Source organism: Winogradskyella luteola (assembly GCF_019203985.1).
Taxonomy (GTDB): domain Bacteria; phylum Bacteroidota; class Bacteroidia; order Flavobacteriales; family Flavobacteriaceae; genus Winogradskyella; species Winogradskyella luteola.
This window is the reverse complement of record NZ_JAGSPD010000006.1, coordinates 94,436-109,374: the sequence shown is the minus strand read 5'-3', so window position 1 is coordinate 109,374 and position 14,939 is coordinate 94,436. Positions and strand designations below refer to the sequence as shown.

Annotated in this window: 16 protein-coding genes; 5 read left to right on the top strand and 11 right to left on the bottom strand. The window is 34.6% G+C overall.

Annotated features, from left to right (window positions below; genetic code table 11):
* Positions 1–27 precede the first annotated feature (27 nt).
* The 4 genes from KCG49_RS08900 to KCG49_RS08885 form a co-directional block, all read right to left on the bottom strand.
* On the bottom strand, positions 28–378 hold the full coding sequence (locus KCG49_RS08900; RefSeq protein WP_218545963.1) for a four helix bundle protein: 351 nt from the start codon (positions 376–378) through the stop codon (positions 28–30).
* Positions 379–413: 35 nt separating this feature from the next.
* Complete coding sequence (paaA, locus tag KCG49_RS08895; RefSeq protein WP_218545961.1) at positions 414–1,394, bottom strand: 1,2-phenylacetyl-CoA epoxidase subunit PaaA; 981 nt, start codon at positions 1,392–1,394, stop codon at positions 414–416.
* A 143-nt stretch (positions 1,395–1,537) separates the two neighbouring features.
* Complete coding sequence (paaE, locus tag KCG49_RS08890) at positions 1,538–2,611, bottom strand: 1,2-phenylacetyl-CoA epoxidase subunit PaaE (protein WP_218545959.1); 1,074 nt, start codon at positions 2,609–2,611, stop codon at positions 1,538–1,540.
* A 70-nt stretch (positions 2,612–2,681) separates the two neighbouring features.
* On the bottom strand, positions 2,682–3,251 hold the full coding sequence (locus tag KCG49_RS08885; RefSeq protein ID WP_218545957.1) for a TetR/AcrR family transcriptional regulator: 570 nt from the start codon (positions 3,249–3,251) through the stop codon (positions 2,682–2,684).
* A gap of 47 nt (positions 3,252–3,298) precedes the next feature.
* On the opposite strand from KCG49_RS08885, the gene KCG49_RS08880 reads away from it, so the two are divergent.
* Positions 3,299–3,604: a rhodanese-like domain-containing protein gene (locus tag KCG49_RS08880; RefSeq protein WP_218545955.1), complete on the top strand. Its 306-nt coding sequence runs from the start codon at positions 3,299–3,301 to the stop codon at positions 3,602–3,604.
* Here KCG49_RS08880 and KCG49_RS08875 read toward each other — a convergent pair.
* Positions 3,599–4,213, bottom strand: coding sequence for a DUF4230 domain-containing protein (locus KCG49_RS08875; RefSeq protein WP_218545954.1), 615 nt, complete (start codon positions 4,211–4,213; stop codon positions 3,599–3,601). The two genes, KCG49_RS08880 and KCG49_RS08875, sit on opposite strands and share 6 nt — an antisense overlap.
* A 198-nt stretch (positions 4,214–4,411) precedes the next feature.
* Here KCG49_RS08875 and KCG49_RS08870 point away from each other — a divergent pair, with 198 nt between their 5' ends.
* Both KCG49_RS08870 and KCG49_RS08865 read left to right on the top strand, forming a co-directional pair.
* Complete coding sequence (locus tag KCG49_RS08870; RefSeq protein WP_218545952.1) at positions 4,412–5,344, top strand: hypothetical protein; 933 nt, start codon at positions 4,412–4,414, stop codon at positions 5,342–5,344.
* 176 nt (positions 5,345–5,520) lie between these two features.
* Positions 5,521–5,982, top strand: coding sequence for a hypothetical protein (locus KCG49_RS08865; RefSeq protein ID WP_218545950.1), 462 nt, complete (start codon positions 5,521–5,523; stop codon positions 5,980–5,982).
* Here KCG49_RS08865 and gldC read toward each other — a convergent pair.
* On the bottom strand, positions 5,977–6,315 hold the full coding sequence (gene gldC, locus KCG49_RS08860; RefSeq protein ID WP_218545948.1) for a gliding motility protein GldC: 339 nt from the start codon (positions 6,313–6,315) through the stop codon (positions 5,977–5,979). The two genes, KCG49_RS08865 and gldC, sit on opposite strands and share 6 nt — an antisense overlap.
* Positions 6,315–7,271, bottom strand: a complete 957-nt coding sequence (gene gldB, locus KCG49_RS08855; RefSeq protein ID WP_218545947.1) for a gliding motility lipoprotein GldB — start codon at positions 7,269–7,271, stop codon at positions 6,315–6,317. The genes gldC and gldB overlap by 1 nt, the downstream gene beginning before the upstream one ends.
* 90 nt (positions 7,272–7,361) lie before the next feature.
* On the opposite strand from gldB, the gene nadE reads away from it, so the two are divergent.
* The gene (nadE, locus tag KCG49_RS08850; protein WP_218545946.1) at positions 7,362–8,150 is read left to right on the top strand and encodes an NAD(+) synthase; all 789 of its coding nucleotides are present in this window, start codon (positions 7,362–7,364) and stop codon (positions 8,148–8,150) included.
* Between the two features lie 134 nt (positions 8,151–8,284).
* A complete protein-coding gene (locus KCG49_RS08845) occupies positions 8,285–8,914 on the top strand; it encodes a response regulator (protein WP_218545945.1) in 630 nt (209 codons plus the stop codon).
* Here the strand turns inward: KCG49_RS08845 and dnaG are convergent.
* The 4 genes from dnaG to KCG49_RS08825 all read right to left on the bottom strand — a co-directional run bounded on the left by dnaG (position 8,907) and on the right by KCG49_RS08825 (position 14,914).
* A complete protein-coding gene (gene dnaG / locus KCG49_RS08840) occupies positions 8,907–10,886 on the bottom strand; it encodes a DNA primase (RefSeq protein WP_218545944.1) in 1,980 nt (659 codons plus the stop codon). The two genes, KCG49_RS08845 and dnaG, sit on opposite strands and share 8 nt — an antisense overlap.
* 177 nt (positions 10,887–11,063) lie before the next feature.
* Positions 11,064–11,537, bottom strand: coding sequence for a nucleoside deaminase (locus KCG49_RS08835; RefSeq protein WP_218545943.1), 474 nt, complete (start codon positions 11,535–11,537; stop codon positions 11,064–11,066).
* A 161-nt stretch (positions 11,538–11,698) separates the two neighbouring features.
* Complete coding sequence (locus tag KCG49_RS08830) at positions 11,699–13,153, bottom strand: amidohydrolase family protein (protein ID WP_218545942.1); 1,455 nt, start codon at positions 13,151–13,153, stop codon at positions 11,699–11,701.
* 72 nt (positions 13,154–13,225) lie between these two features.
* Positions 13,226–14,914: an amidohydrolase gene (locus tag KCG49_RS08825; protein WP_218545941.1), complete on the bottom strand. Its 1,689-nt coding sequence runs from the start codon at positions 14,912–14,914 to the stop codon at positions 13,226–13,228.
* Positions 14,915–14,939 lie beyond the last annotated feature (25 nt).

Here is a 14,939-nt window from a genome sequence, read left to right as displayed (position 1 = left end):
TGAAATCGAATTTGAATTCGAAATAGTTTAATTAATATTTTTAATTCTTGTTACAATGATTCTAATTAATTGGTCATTTCCATCTTTTAGATCCTTTAAATTATCTTCTGAGAATAACTTTGCTTTTGTTTGAATATTTAAATTTCTTAATGACTCTCTTAATTCTTTTAAGCAAATTCTCAACTTATTGATTTTATCTTTATCTGTTCCTGCGCCTAAAACTTCCCCATAATTTAAAGCTGAAGAACAAGAAGACCTTATTAATTGTTTTGTTAAATAATCGCCTGCATAAGACATTGGCTTTTTATCGTATAATAAGATGATTTGTGCAGCAAAATCTTCAAGTCGTTCTGATAAATCAAATTTTTTATCGCTCATTTTTCGATTTCAAGTTCAGATTCAGATTTAATTTTTTAAACTGCCTGTTTCTCTTTTCTGGCTTGCTTCTTTTCTGCATGAGCCATTGCAGCATCCCGAACCCATTCTCCACGCTCCCAAGCACCGACTCTGGCTTTCATACGTTCTTTATTCATCGGTCCATGACCTTTTACAACTTGCCAAAACTCGTCCCAATCGATTTTACCAAAATCATAACTCTTACGTTCTTCATTCCATTTTAAATCAGGGTCTGGAATTGTTAACCCTAAAACATCTGCTTGGGGCACAGTTTGATCTATAAACTGCTGGCGTAACTCGTCATTTGTTTTACGTTTCAATTTCCATTTCATGGATTGTTCTGTGTGTACAGATTTATCGTCAGTAGGGCCCAACATCATTAAGCTTGGCCACCACCAACGGTTAAGTGCATCTTGAGCCATCTCTTTTTGCTCTTGTGTTCCGTTTGCCAATTTCAGCATAATTTCAAAACCTTGTCTTTGATGGAAACTTTCTTCTTTACAAACGCGAATCATTGCTCTGGCATAAGGTCCGTAAGATGTATTACATAATGGTACTTGATTTATAATTGCTGCTCCATCTACCAGCCAACCAATTGCTCCCATATCTGCCCATGTCAATGCTGGATAATTAAAGATACTTGAATATTTGGCTTTCCCAGTATGTAATTGCTCATACAGTTCATCTCTTGATATACCAAGAGTTTCGCAAGCGCTGTACAAATACAGTCCATGGCCCGCTTCATCTTGAACTTTAGCTAGTAAAGCTACTTTACGTCTTAATGATGGTGCTCTTGTAATCCAATTGCCTTCGGGTAACATACCTACAATTTCAGAGTGCGCATGCTGAGATATTTGCCTAATGTGTGTCTTGCGATACTTCTCTGGCATCCAATCTTTTGGTTCAATTTTTTCGTCACGCTCTATGCGTTCATTGAATTGTCTTTCTAGACTTCGACTATGCTCAGTCCGAGAATTCTTAATTTGTTCTTCACTCATAGTTTTTAGCTTTTGGCTATTAGCTATTCGCTTTTAGCTGGTAAAACTTCTTTTTCAATATATTTTGAATTCTTACTCTCGCAAGAATAACATATCATTGTTTCTCATTGCACAAATGAGATTTCTGCTTTTGCAGGAATTTATTAGACATCAAAATCTACTACTACTTTTTCTGTTTTTGGTACAGCTTGGCAACTCAACACCAAATTTTGCGACACTTCTTTTTCGTCTAAGGCATAATTAATTTTCATTTCAACTTCTCCTTCTTTCACTTCACATTTACAGGTGCTACATACGCCTCCTTTACAGGCAAATGGTAAATCTGCGCCTGCGCCAAGTGCTGCGTCTAAAATATTATCATATGCCTTTGTCATAGTGAATAAAAACTCTTTTCCACCATCTACAATGGTTACTTCTATGCCTTCAACATTTTGTTGGGCTAATCGCTCTGCACGTTTTATATCTTCTTCTGAAAGTCCAGTAACAAACAGCTCAAAATGCACTAATTCTTTGGGCAAACCTGCGTTAACCAAATACTCACTCACATAATTTACCATTTTCTCAGGACCACATAAAAACACTTCGCTAGTATCTGGTATATCTATAAACGTTTTGCAGAGTACCTGCATTTTTTCATCATCAAAACGTCCATTAAATAATTCAATATCTCGGCGTTCCTTGGTTAGGAAATAGTAAATTTCTAACCTCCCGAAATATTTATTTCTGAGTTGCTCTAGCTCTTCCTTAAAGATAATGGATTTTGCTGTTTTATTCACATAAAATAGCTTGCAAGTTGAATTTGGTTCGGAAGCCAAATGCGTTTTTATCATAGAAAGTATAGGCGTGATGCCACTTCCTGCAGCAAAAAACAAATAGTTTTTGGCTTTCTCTCGATTTATATCTACACCAAATGTACCGCTAGGTGCCATGACTTCAAGATGATCTCCAGCTTTTAATTCTTCATTAATAAAAGTTGAAAACTTACCTCCAGGGATTTGTTTTACTGCGACTTGCCATTTAATTTCATTTGGACTTGAGCATAAAGAATATGAACGACGGACATCTTCACCATTTATATCCGTTTTTAAAGTTAAATGTTGCCCTTGCCTAAATTTGAAAGTTTCTTGTAATTCTAAAGGAATATCAAAAGTTACTACTGACGTATCTTCCGTTTCCTTATAAATATCTGCAACTTTTAAGTTATGAAATTCTGCCATATTGCCAAAGTGTAAACCTATAACTAACAATTGTTAGTTTATTTAGCAAAGTTATAAAATTAAATCTAAACTATTTGTTAATTCCGGTTATCAGGATTTGACTCAATGTACTTGACAGTTCTTTTAGGTTGAGTTCTTCTTTTTTTGGTATCCAAATGTACAATGATCGTAAAGTGGTGAGAATGGAAAACATCATCACATCTGGCTTTACATTTATAATCTCGCCAGAAGCTATTCCTTCTTTGAGAATACTTCTAAAGTCATCTTCGTAGTCTATTCGTAACTTTTGGTAGTATTTTAGTTTTTCGTCTAAATGCATCCAATCATTGTTCAAAGATGCCATACCATATACATTTTGGCTCGATAGCTTAACGTGTAGTTCAATGATTTGCTTAAGCTTATCGATACAATTCTTGTTAGAAGATTGAATAAGTTTCATGCCCTCTGTAAATGCTTCGGCTAAAGAAATGATGATATCATTAAGAATGTCTTGTTTTGAATTTATATGGTTGTAGAGGCTAGCCGCTTTTATCCCCATTTCGGCAGCAAGGTCTCGCATAGTAACAGCGCTAAAGCCTTTTTCCTTAAATAGTTTTGCTGCGACTCTGATGATTTCTTCTCTGCGTGTTTCTTTTTTCAAATACCTATAAACTTATATTATTCGTAAATTTAAACAAAAAAGTAGCCATGGGATTTTTAGATTTTATTTTTGGTGCCAAAAAGCGTCAAGTAGAAACCTATTTAAAAAATGAAGCTGTAATATTAGATGTAAGAACACAGCGCGAGTGGGATGCGGGACATATTGAAAACTCTGTTCATATTCCTTTAGATGAATTAAGAAACAGGGTAGAAGAAGTTAAGCAATTAAACAAGCCAATTATTGCATGTTGTGAAAGTGGAGTACGTTCTGCAAAGGCCGCTAAGTTTTTAAATCTAAACAATGTAGATGCCATTAACGGTGGCGGTTGGGTGAGTGTAAAGAATAAACTATAGTTTTAAATTTTGAAGACTTTCAATGGATTCGATTGGTGTTTGATTGTATTCTAATGTCCAACCCAAAGAATTTGTTAGAATAAAGAACTTTCCTAGCTCGCTTATCAATCTATTTTGTGCGTTGGATTTTAAATCTGAATTTTCGATTTTTTTCATTAGAGAGGCGTTGACTGTTTTTTTGATCTCATTATAATCCTTAGCTTCAAACTGATTTAAAAAATCGGCTTGAATATCATAATACTCAAAATCTGGACTAATTTTTATTTCTTCCTCTGGAATGTTTAATATTTGTAAGGTTTTAGTAGTTTCATATACTTTATATTCTATTTGACTTAAATCGTATCCTATGGTTACATCGGCATTAACTATCACTATAGCCCGCTTTTCTGCTTCTAACAAATCTCCAAAAACGGCTTTAGAATTTTTATAGGTAAATACTTCGCTAAAATGCCCCTCTGTAACCACCAATTTACCAACATTTTTAATCTGTTCTTGTATTAAAGCTGTGCTCTCTTGAAGTTCGATTTTATTTTCCTTTTTATCACCACAGTATTTAAACGTAAATAAGACAATTAGAGTAATGATGACACCAAATAGTATTTTTCGCATAGGCTAATTTATAAAAATACGGCATAATACTCAGCAGAGACTAATGTTTAAATCCTATTTTTTTGTATTACAACGAGGTAGAAAGCATATCAGCTAAAAAAAATGCAAAGCATCTTAAATTTCTTATTAAAGGGGAGTTGTTGAATAATTTAGCATCTTAGAATATTTGTACACTGGTATTTAATTAATTCATTTTTAATGTTTAAAAGCTTTTCCATATTGGTTTTTATATTTACGATGTTGGCATCCTATGGTCAAAAATCAACATTGTTACAGAACATTAATTTTAGGGCTAAAGAATTAAAACATGGTCTTAATGAAAGTGGTGATAGTCTAATCTTATCAAGTGATAAGATAATTTATAGTATAGAAATTTTTAATCAGAATTTTGAAAAAAGGATAGAAGTTGGCAGCAAGGATGTTAAAATTGCTTTAAATGAAACTCCTTTGGGCAGACTTGTTGTACAGGCTAATTTGATAGATAAGCGCATCATAATGACACTTCTTAGGCATGAGGATATTGAAGAACATTCTAAAAAAACCTCCCTAACTATACCTAAAAAAGCAGTTACATCTGCTATCAACACACTTTATCTAACTGAAAATAAAATAGTTTACCATAACTATAAACCAAAAGCTAATATAAGTTTCGATACCATATCTAAAATAATATTGCCAAAATCGTTAAAAGAATTAATACCAATTGAAGAAAGTGAAGCTATTGGTGAAATTGAAAACAGTAAGTCAATTCTAGTGGAAGAAGTAAAGCAACAAGCCCACACTAGACAAAGAACAAGTTTGACGAACATGTTGAACTGGAGATCAAAAAAGACTGCTAAAAATCAAAAATCTTACTGGGTATTAGAAGAAACCAATAATGGCAATAGCTCTCATAAAACTATGCGATTGGTTAAGGAAGATGCGGTATTGAAAATGATTGAAAAGAATAAGTTAGAATCTAAAACCAGTTTTGGAAAACTAAACAAACTGACGGCATGGGAAGTGTATGATACTGTAAATTTTATAAAAGAACAGGTTGAAAATCCAGATTATATTAATTCATCTTCTTCAGATCTTTTTAGTGTTGTACCCTATTATACTACAGCTAATAATCGATTAGCGGTTAATTAAAAACACACATAACATAGTTTTGTAAATTCCAAGAAGCAGACACAAATATTAATATACTTGTATTAGCTGTGTAATGTCGAGGCTTATTTCAATATTGTTTTTAGTATGTATAGAAAATCTTTAGAAAAGTGATTTTTAAAGTTTAATGTTTTAGCGAAAAGCGTTAAATTAACACCATGACGACTTACAAGCCACGAAAAATAAGATTTGAAGAATTACATAAAGTTAATGGTTGGCAAATAAAAATTTATACCATTGCCAAGCATGGAGACTTTGATAATACTATATTCTACAACAATGCAAAAGGACAGCTGATAAAATGGCTGGCATTAACCAATGGATTTAACTCAAAACACAATAACATTGGCTTTTTAATTTTGCATGCAGGTACAGAAGGCATCTTTTCATTAATCAATTGGTGGGTTGGCGACAACATGTTAAATACACATATTTTTAAAACCGATTATAATAACCTTACTGTTTTTGAAAAAGTTTCTGGAAATGGCTTGGCCCCTTGTGTTTGGGAATTGGAAGTTATTAACCATGAGCGTTTAGCTTGGACTAATTATGTTTTGAAGCAAGAGCCTCAACCTGATTATAACACCTATCTAAATACGACTTTTAGCAAAGCGCTATGACTTTTTTAGCTCTAATTTCTCTGCAAAATAATCGCAAAAGTCCTTCATCGTAGCTGTCATCTTTTCGTCTTGAGTGGCTCTCATAAACGTATCGCTCATAGTCACTAAAGTTTGATGGAAAAAAAGTTTCATCTCGTCAACAGGCATATCCTTGGTCCACAAATCTATCTTTAAGGTTTCTTGAGCTTTACTATCCCAAACAGACAACATAATGGCTTTAGCTTCCTCATTATTCACGCCGCCATCTTGTGCAGACCAATTCAGTTTTTCTGGCACGCGGTTTTCGTCAAGTTCTACATTAAGTTCTATTTTAGATGTCATGGTTTTTGCCATTATTTTTTAGGTTTAAATTTAGATTTAATAAAAATTTCTTCGGGCTCTTTTTGTAAAATACTCATTACATCTTCACCTGTAGTATCAGCATAAGCTCTCACAATTTGCCAGCCCATGTATTGTCCTAGCCGTCCTGGTGATTCGTTGTCTAATTCCAAATAAAATTTAGAAAAAGGAGCGTCGGCAATGAACCTGCTAGGTAATTTACTGTCTGTGCTGTATAACATTTCTTTTTCAATAAAATGACTCCAAATAGGACTCTCGTTAGCTTCACCCCATTTTATCTGCTGTTGTGTATAGCCTATTTTCTCTGCATCAGATACGAACGGAATCATAACGTCCTTAAAGTAAAGTAGCTTTCCGAAGTAAATCATTTCATCTAATAAGGTTTTTCTATTAGTTTGAAACGTATACTTTTTTGCATACCCTTCGGCAACCTCTGGCACAATTTGATTTTTTGCCATGTTAGCGGCTATGTACCTCGGTATGTTTTGATAAAACTCATGGTCTTTACCCAAAAAATTATCTAAAGCAATGAGTACTAAAGAATCCGTAACAATGGTTTTGTTCCTGTAATCTACATCGTTGGTCAGTGTGATGACTCTCGGTATACTAAACGTTTTATCGTAGTGTTTTATATGCTGAAACAAGCCTGTTAAATCTTGTTTTATGTTTTCAAAATCAGAATATGAGTTTTCCACCTCATTCAATAACATATCTTGTAAGGTGTCATTAATCCGGTATATCCATACCGAATCTGGTACGTGCTTAGAAAACAAAAAGGGATAGGCTTCCTTGAGTTTTGGTAAATCTCTAGGCTTAACATTAGAAAATGCCTTATCAAAACGTTCTACAGTAAAGTTTGCTTCAATTTTAGCGATTTCGTTTTCTAGCTTAGAATCCTCATTGCAAGACAGTAAAACGAGCCCCAATAGTAATATTATGTAAATTCTCATGGACATTTTACGAAACATTTTTAAACCTAACACGTTTCTGTTATTTTTGTTGTGCAAAGGTACGCTTCTTTGTTGTAAATTTTAAGCATTATGCAAACAGAAAAGATTGTCAACCATATAGTAAACTGGCTGAAAGATTATGCAATGAAAGCTAGAGTTAATGGCTTTGTTATTGGTATTTCTGGTGGAATTGATTCCGCAGTAACCTCTACACTTTGTGCCAAAACTGGTTTAGACCTTTTGTGTATAGAAATGCCTATTCACCAAGCGGCTAGCCATGTTACAAGAGCACAAGAACACATCTCACAGTTAAAAAAGCGTTTTTCCAATGTTAGCGATGCACGTGTGGATCTAACACCTGTTTTTGAAGAGTTTAAAACCGAAGTAAGCTTAGATGGCAAACAAACTACTGTAGACATGGCTTTAGCAAATACTAGAGCACGCTTGCGTATGACAACCTTATATTATCATGCAGGTTTGTTGGGGCTTTTGGTGGCCGGAACAGGAAATAAAGTTGAAGACTTTGGTGTCGGTTTTTATACGAAGTATGGGGATGGTGGTGTAGATTTAAGTCCAATTGCAGATTTGCTAAAATCTGAGGTGTATAAGATTGGTGATTACCTTAATGTCCCTGAATCTATTATGAAAGCAGCTCCAAGTGACGGGCTTTTTGGGGATGCTCGTAGCGATGAAGATCAGATAGGCGCATCTTATCCAGAATTAGAATGGGCTATGAAGATGAAAGATGAAGGAAAAACTACCGATGATTTTACAGGTAGAAAACATGAAGTTTTTGAAATTTTTATGAGTTATAATTCTAGAAATCAGCATAAAATGGTTCCTATACCGATTTGTGAGATTCCTAAGGAATTAAGATGAAAACTGCAGTTTATCGAATAAATTGTTTGCACTGTTTAAATTTTAGTTACTTTTACACAACAAATCTCCAAGATACTTTTAAACCTAGTTTAGCTATTGTACCAATTAACTAACCCTAACCAAATTCAATTATCATGATACATATTTTGATTGTTGACAACCATCCTATCGTAAGAACTGGATTAGAATTGTTCTTAAAGAGTAAACCAGACCTTAAAGTCGTTGGTAAGTTAAGTAGTGGTATTGAGATTTTTGAATTTATAAGACGTCATAAAGTTGATGTTATCATTTCAGAAGTCGATTTGCCTGAACTTAATGGTATTACTGCACTTAGAGCGATTAAAAAAGAGAATCCTCATGTTAACGTATTGATGTTTAGTCACCAGCCAGAAGAAATTTATGCTATAAGTACACTTAAAGCAGGCGCTTCAGGCTATTTAAACAAAACTGCAAGTGTTGATGCTGTTGAAGCTGCCATAAGAAAAATCCATAATGGTGAAGTTTCGTTAAGCGAAAAAATGGATAAGCATTTGCGCTACGAAGATACTCGAAAGAGTAGAAGTCGTATGTTTAAAAAACTGTCGACCAGAGAAGTTGAAGTTTTAAAACTGCTTTCTATTGGTAGAAAAAACAAAGAGATTGCAGAAGAATTGAGCATCAATGAAAAGACTGTGAGTACTTACAAAGCAAGGCTTTATAAGAAATTGAATGTTACCAACATTGTAGATTTAATTCATCAGGCAAAGCACCACAACCTTACTTAGTCATGTAACCTCCAATTACCTTTCCGAGTTTTCGAGATAGTAACATTTTAAGTTCAACATAGTCTTTAACATCTTCTATGATTGATCGGGAGTCTGCTCCTTCTTTTAATGTTTCGTTCTTGTATTCGGCTACTTTTTGGTCTATTAAATAACAACGTAAACTTAAAATGGTTTGACTCACCAATTGGGGAACTAAATGTTCTTTTTCCTTTGGGATGATTTGATTGCGTTCCCAATCATGGAGATTGTATTTTTCATCTTCCATCAATATGCTAGTGACTTCGCTGGCCGATTCTTGATCCAATTGATTGATGAAGTCTTTGGTCGAAAAGTTTTCATCTTGATTCAATCTATCAATAATTGAATAGTACAACTCTTTAAACTTCTCGTTAGAAAACATCATTTCATCTTCTTGAAGGTCGAGATAAATTTTCTCAAATACACGTGCTTCATGTATAGCTGGTTCTAAAAGTAATTCGCCAGAAACTTCATCTTCTTTTAAAACCAAATCTTCAAACTGCTCAGTTCGGTCTCCATAAAGCATCAGTATTTCAATAATTTTTCGTTCTAACTCGTACTGTACATCTACCTTTTGCTTTTGTTGTGGTTCATTTTTTACAACTTCAAAAGCTTTTTGTTCTTGTTTGTATTTTTTATTGGCATTCTGAAATTCCTTTTTAGAAATTTGTGCCAATGTGCTAAACAATACATTTTCGCTAATGTCCATTATAGAGGCACATTCTTGTACATAGATTTCGCGTTTAATAGCATCAGGTATTTTTGCAATGCTATTCACAATTTCTCGAATCGTTTCTGCCTTTTTTATAGGATCATTTTTAGCTTCTTTTACCAATAACGATGCTTTAAACTGAATAAAGTCTTTAGCATTCTCATTGAGGTATGTTGTAAGCTCTTCTAGGGTATTGGATTTTGCAAAACTATCTGGGTCCTCACCATCAGGAAAGGTACATACCTTAACATTCATGCCTTGCTCAAGAATTAAATCTATGCCACGAATAGAAGCTCTAATACCAGCGGCATCACCATCAAAAAGCACGGTTATATTATTGGTTAATCTGTTTATTAATCTAATTTGTTCTGATGTTAAAGCTGTTCCTGAAGATGATACCACATTTTTAACTCCAGTTTGATAAAATTGAATAACATCTGTATAGCCTTCCACCAAATAACAATTATCTTCTTTGGCAATGGTTTGCTTGGCAAAATATAAACCGTAAAGCACTTTACTTTTATGGTAAATCTCGCTCTCTGGGGAATTGAGATACTTTGCAGCTTTTTTATCGTTGGTTAAAATTCTACCTCCAAAACCAAGAATCCTTCCACTCATGCTATGAATGGGAAACATCACTCGGCCTTTAAACCTATCGAAACGTTTGCTTTCTTTAACAATAGTTAAGCCTGTTTGTTCTAAAAAGTCTAATTTGTAGCCTTTGCTCAAAGCATCATCTGTAAAGGCTTGCCATTCATCTAGCGAATAGCCTAATTGAAACTTTTCTATTGTGTCTTCCGTAAATCCACGCTCTTTAAAATAACTTAAACCAATGGCTTTTCCTTGATCGGTTTTGTGCAATATTTTTTGAAAGTATTCATTGGCATATTCACTTACCAAATATAGACTTTCTCTTGCGTCTGCCTGAGCTTTTTCTTCATCGGTTCGTTCGGTTTCCTCAACCTCAATATTATATTTTTTAGCTAAATACTTTATAGCCTCAGGGTAGGTAAAATGCTCATGTTCCATTAAAAACGTTACCGCATTACCGCCTTTGCCACTTGAGAAATCCTTCCAGATTTGTTTTACGGGAGAGACCATAAAACTTGGTGTGCGCTCTTCACTAAAAGGACTTAAACCTTTAAAGTTGCTCCCTGATTTTTTAAGCTGAACAAAATCACCAATGACCTCCTCAACGCGAGCGGTTTCAAATACTTGTGCTATGGTGTTTTGTGATATCATACAACTTATTGTAAAAACAGGAATCTAATAAATATTTTGGTAGATTTTATAAAGTTTTCTGCTTCTATGAGATTGAACGGTAAATTTAAGATAAACTATTTGTTTTGCGAATTAATGTCTGAAAGTAAGTTTTTGAATTTCTTCAATCTTCAGCTTCAGAAATTAATTGCTCCATGGTTAGTATTCTGTTTTATCCGTTTTTTTTGTCCATTCTTCAAATGGTTTTAAAGCAATATCACGAGCCAATTGCTCAAAAGGGATGCTTCTTTCTTCATATGGTAGGGGAATTTCTTTATAGATAAACTCGTCATCAAAACCAATATTGGCAGCATCTACTTGGTCACTTCCGTAATACACTTTGTCTGGTCGTGCCCAATAAATAGCACCTAAACACATTGGGCAAGGTTCGCAAGAGGTATAGATTTCGCAACCATCTAATTGAAACGAATCTAAGTTTTTACAAGCATCTCTTATGGCTGTAACTTCTGCATGCGCTGTTGGGTCGTTAGTTGATGTTACTCTGTTGTTGCCGCGACCTACAATTTTACCATCCTTAACAACGATGCATCCAAATGGACCACCTTCATTGTTTTGCATTCCTTTTAAAGCAGCATTTACTGCTTCTTTCATGAAACGTTTTTTGTCTTTCATCTTTATCTATGGTTCTCTAAATGTAACTAAACGGTCAATTATAGCATAATCGATTATAATTTAAAATATATTTCTGTTTGCTTTACAAGATACTTTTGCTAAAAAAATAGTCTATCTTAAACTATGCTCAAAGCAACAGTAGAGATACAAAGAAACCTATTTTATTTGAAATTTCGTTTTAAAAAAATATTGGCATTAGTAAATAATAAACGATCTATAATTTCTAAAGCTGAAATTTGATTTTGAGCTTGTAAGTTTAAACTGTTTCCTTTTAAGTAATTTTCAGCTTTTTCGACTAAAAAGGGTTTAATGTCTGCTATGTTTTCAGCTGTCCATAAACCTTTTATGGGATTTACTATACCGTCAAAATCTGAGCCTATAGCAACTGTTTCCCAACAGAACAAGCCGTTTTTATCGAGCAATTCTGCAACGTGTTGAATTTGGTTCCAGATCAATTGAGATTTATTACTGTAGCGTCTTTTTTTACTTGGCCAGTAAATTCGAGAATTTCTAATGGCGCGTTTACTTCCAATACGGCGTTCGTCCAATTGTAATCCAAAAATACCTTTTGATTTCGCAATTCGAAGTATTTCTGAATCATAAAAATTGATGTCTGCGCCATTGAACTGTTTGCTAAGTTTAGAATCAGATGTATCTTGTTCTTCAATACTTAGTTTCCCATTTATTGCTCCATGACTTACAATGATTGGAATATTTTCATCAGCATATATGGTTTCCAACAATTGGTAATAGGTTTTTCGAGACGCTCTGCTCATGTGTTTTACATCAATTAGAATACGTTTGCCTTGCGAATTGTCTAATAGTTTATCGATGACTTTAAAACCTAAATCTGAAATATCAGAATTGAGACCGCGGTTTTGTTGCTTTTTAATCAAACCAATACTTATGCTTCTGGCATGTCCACAAATTTCGTTATAAAAGTGATGTGCCAAGGTAATGAAAAGTGGTTTGTGCTCCCAGTTTTTAACTGTATCGATGTTTTCTAAAACTGTAGTTTCATCTGCTGTATTTTTTTTGCGATGCAAGCCGGTTTCAAAAGCATGACCTCCTTCGATTGTGTTAACTAAACTTATAATTTTTCTAGATGGAGTAGAGCTATTTCTGTTATTTTCAATATCAGTGTAACTATTGACCAAACGATAAGTAAACGTAACGCCACCTATAATCTGAGCCATATTATTTAATTGTAAGTAGTAATCGTATTCATCAACCAAATCTTTAAAATAGCTATTGTGATTTCTAAGATTATCTATACGCTTTTGACTAACTCCAGCAGCTAAATTCACCAATGCATCTGAAATAAATTTAAAACCCAAAATCTTGTCTTTGAGGAAGTGTTTTTCAAAAGGGTATAATGAAACAACGACAATATTGCAGTTGGCCTTGGCTAAGGTTGTTAAATCGGTTTGAGTAAATTTTGTTAATGTTAGCAATCGATTAACCTGACGCTCTAAAAAATTTGGAGGACTATAATGCCATATCGAATTTTTTCTTCCGCTATTGAGGCGATTTTGTTTCGGGGGTTTGTATTTAAAGCTCTTCCCGTAGGGTTTCAGGGAAGGATGGCAGTGTAGGTCTATATACGAATCACTCATTTTAGTTGATTATACACATGAAAGATACTTGCTTTTTTAGGATTTATTGAAATGTTTTTATAAGAGATGGTCTTAATTTCTTTCAAAAATGACCTCTCCATCAAAAACCGTCATGTCTACTTTGGTCAGACCAATTTGTGATATGGGGATTTCAAAAATATTGCGATCAATGACTATAAAATCAGCAAGTTTACCAACTTCTAACGAGCCCACTCTATTTTCTTGTCGCATTACATAAGCACTGTTTAATGTGTAAGCCTTTATGGCGTTCTCTAAAGAAATATTTTCTGGTGCCCTGCTTACGGCATTTTGTATACCAATAAATGGATTTAGGGAACTCACATCCCAATCGCTACTTAATGTTAATCTTGCATTGGCTTCTGTTAAACTTTTTATTGGCACTACGTTTTGGGTATTTTCACTACCGATGAGTTCGTCGTTTTCGCTCCAAAACTCTGGATTTGTAAAATCGCCGGCGACTTGGCAATCGGCAGTAATATTGAGCTGTGCAAAACGAGTTAAATCACTTTCGTTAACAAACTCCACATGAGTGATACGGTGTCTACCATTTGGCGTACCAGATTGCTCAATGGCGCTGAGGCTCTCTCTTATGCCGCGATTTCCAATAGCATGGATGTGAAAATCGAACCCCATGGGCTCTAATTGTGCAATATAGTTGGCTATTCTATTTTCGGCAAAGTAATTGAGCCCATTATTGGTCGATGCGCCAAAATAATCTACCAGATAATCATTCTCCATCGCTGAAGTGGTATTATGGACAATGCCATCGTTGTATAACTTTACCTGATTAATTTTTAATAAGCTATTGGCTTCGTTTCTATAAAGCGATTGTAATGTTGCAATTTGTGAAGCATCGTCTTCACCTGGGTAAGCCCAAAGTCCTAAGTTGGCTCTGACAGTTAGGTGGCCTTCATCTTCTAAACGCTGCCATACTTGGTGATGATTGCGTTTCCAATAAGTTCTGGCATCACAAACCGATGTGATACCATATTTTCTTAATTCAACCAAGCCGTAGTTTTTGAGGCCTTGATAGTCGTTTTCAAGTGTTTGCTCTGTCGGTGCGAGTATAACGTCCAATATTTCATTTCCTGCATTATCAATTAAGATGCCGTTAAGGTTTCCATCAGTCTCCTTCATATAAATGCCGCCTACAGGGTTTGGAGTATCTTCGTCAATAACGGCTAGCTCTAAAGCTTTGGAATTTACCCAGATTGAATGTGAGGTTTGTTCCATTATAACGATTGGCCGTGTTGTGGAGATCTCGTCTAGAATTTCGATAGGTGGGCGATCGGCATCCAAAATTGTGTTTAGTGAATGACCCCAACCTAATAGCCATTCTGCATCAGGATTTTCGCTTAAGGCATTGGTAATATCATTGGTATAGTTTTCAGCATCTGTCTCCATTTCATTTAAGGTGAACAAGAAATTTTCACTGGAGGCTTCGAGAGGGTGAACATGTACGTCATGAAAGCCAGGAAGCACAACCGCGTTTTCAAGATCAATGTATTCGGCATGTTCGTTAGCTTCTGCTTCAGCGTCTATATTAGAGCCAATAAATGTTATTGTATTGCCTTGAACGATCATAGCTTCAGCCCAAGGTTGTGACGTGTTTACCGTGTAAATTTTACCGTTATGATAAACTTTTTGATTGTCCTCTTGAGTTGTAGTGTTGCCGTTATCATCGGTTTTGCAAGATGCATTGGTCAGTAAAAGGCTAAATAGTAGGGCTAAACATTTCATTGGTTTCATAATTAATTTCATCGGG

Excerpts from the sequence above, each read along its gene's own strand:
- KCG49_RS08900 (WP_218545963.1), bottom strand. The coding sequence starts at position 378 with ATGAGCGATAAAAAATTTGATTTATCAGAACGACTTGAAGATTTTGCT.
- paaA (WP_218545961.1), bottom strand. The coding sequence starts at position 1,394 with ATGAGTGAAGAACAAATTAAGAATTCTCGGACTGAGCATAGTCGAAGT.
- paaE (WP_218545959.1), bottom strand. The coding sequence starts at position 2,611 with ATGGCAGAATTTCATAACTTAAAAGTTGCAGATATTTATAAGGAAACG.
- KCG49_RS08880 (WP_218545955.1), top strand. The coding sequence starts at position 3,299 with ATGGGATTTTTAGATTTTATTTTTGGTGCCAAAAAGCGTCAAGTAGAA.
- KCG49_RS08875 (WP_218545954.1), bottom strand. The coding sequence starts at position 4,213 with ATGCGAAAAATACTATTTGGTGTCATCATTACTCTAATTGTCTTATTT.
- KCG49_RS08870 (WP_218545952.1), top strand. The coding sequence starts at position 4,412 with ATGTTTAAAAGCTTTTCCATATTGGTTTTTATATTTACGATGTTGGCA.
- KCG49_RS08865 (WP_218545950.1), top strand. The coding sequence starts at position 5,521 with ATGACGACTTACAAGCCACGAAAAATAAGATTTGAAGAATTACATAAA.
- gldC (WP_218545948.1), bottom strand. The coding sequence starts at position 6,315 with ATGGCAAAAACCATGACATCTAAAATAGAACTTAATGTAGAACTTGAC.
- gldB (WP_218545947.1), bottom strand. The coding sequence starts at position 7,271 with ATGAGAATTTACATAATATTACTATTGGGGCTCGTTTTACTGTCTTGC.
- nadE (WP_218545946.1), top strand. The coding sequence starts at position 7,362 with ATGCAAACAGAAAAGATTGTCAACCATATAGTAAACTGGCTGAAAGAT.
- KCG49_RS08845 (WP_218545945.1), top strand. The coding sequence starts at position 8,285 with ATGATACATATTTTGATTGTTGACAACCATCCTATCGTAAGAACTGGA.
- dnaG (WP_218545944.1), bottom strand. The coding sequence starts at position 10,886 with ATGATATCACAAAACACCATAGCACAAGTATTTGAAACCGCTCGCGTT.
- KCG49_RS08835 (WP_218545943.1), bottom strand. The coding sequence starts at position 11,537 with ATGAAAGACAAAAAACGTTTCATGAAAGAAGCAGTAAATGCTGCTTTA.
- KCG49_RS08830 (WP_218545942.1), bottom strand. The coding sequence starts at position 13,153 with ATGAGTGATTCGTATATAGACCTACACTGCCATCCTTCCCTGAAACCC.
- KCG49_RS08825 (WP_218545941.1), bottom strand. The coding sequence starts at position 14,914 with ATGAAATGTTTAGCCCTACTATTTAGCCTTTTACTGACCAATGCATCT.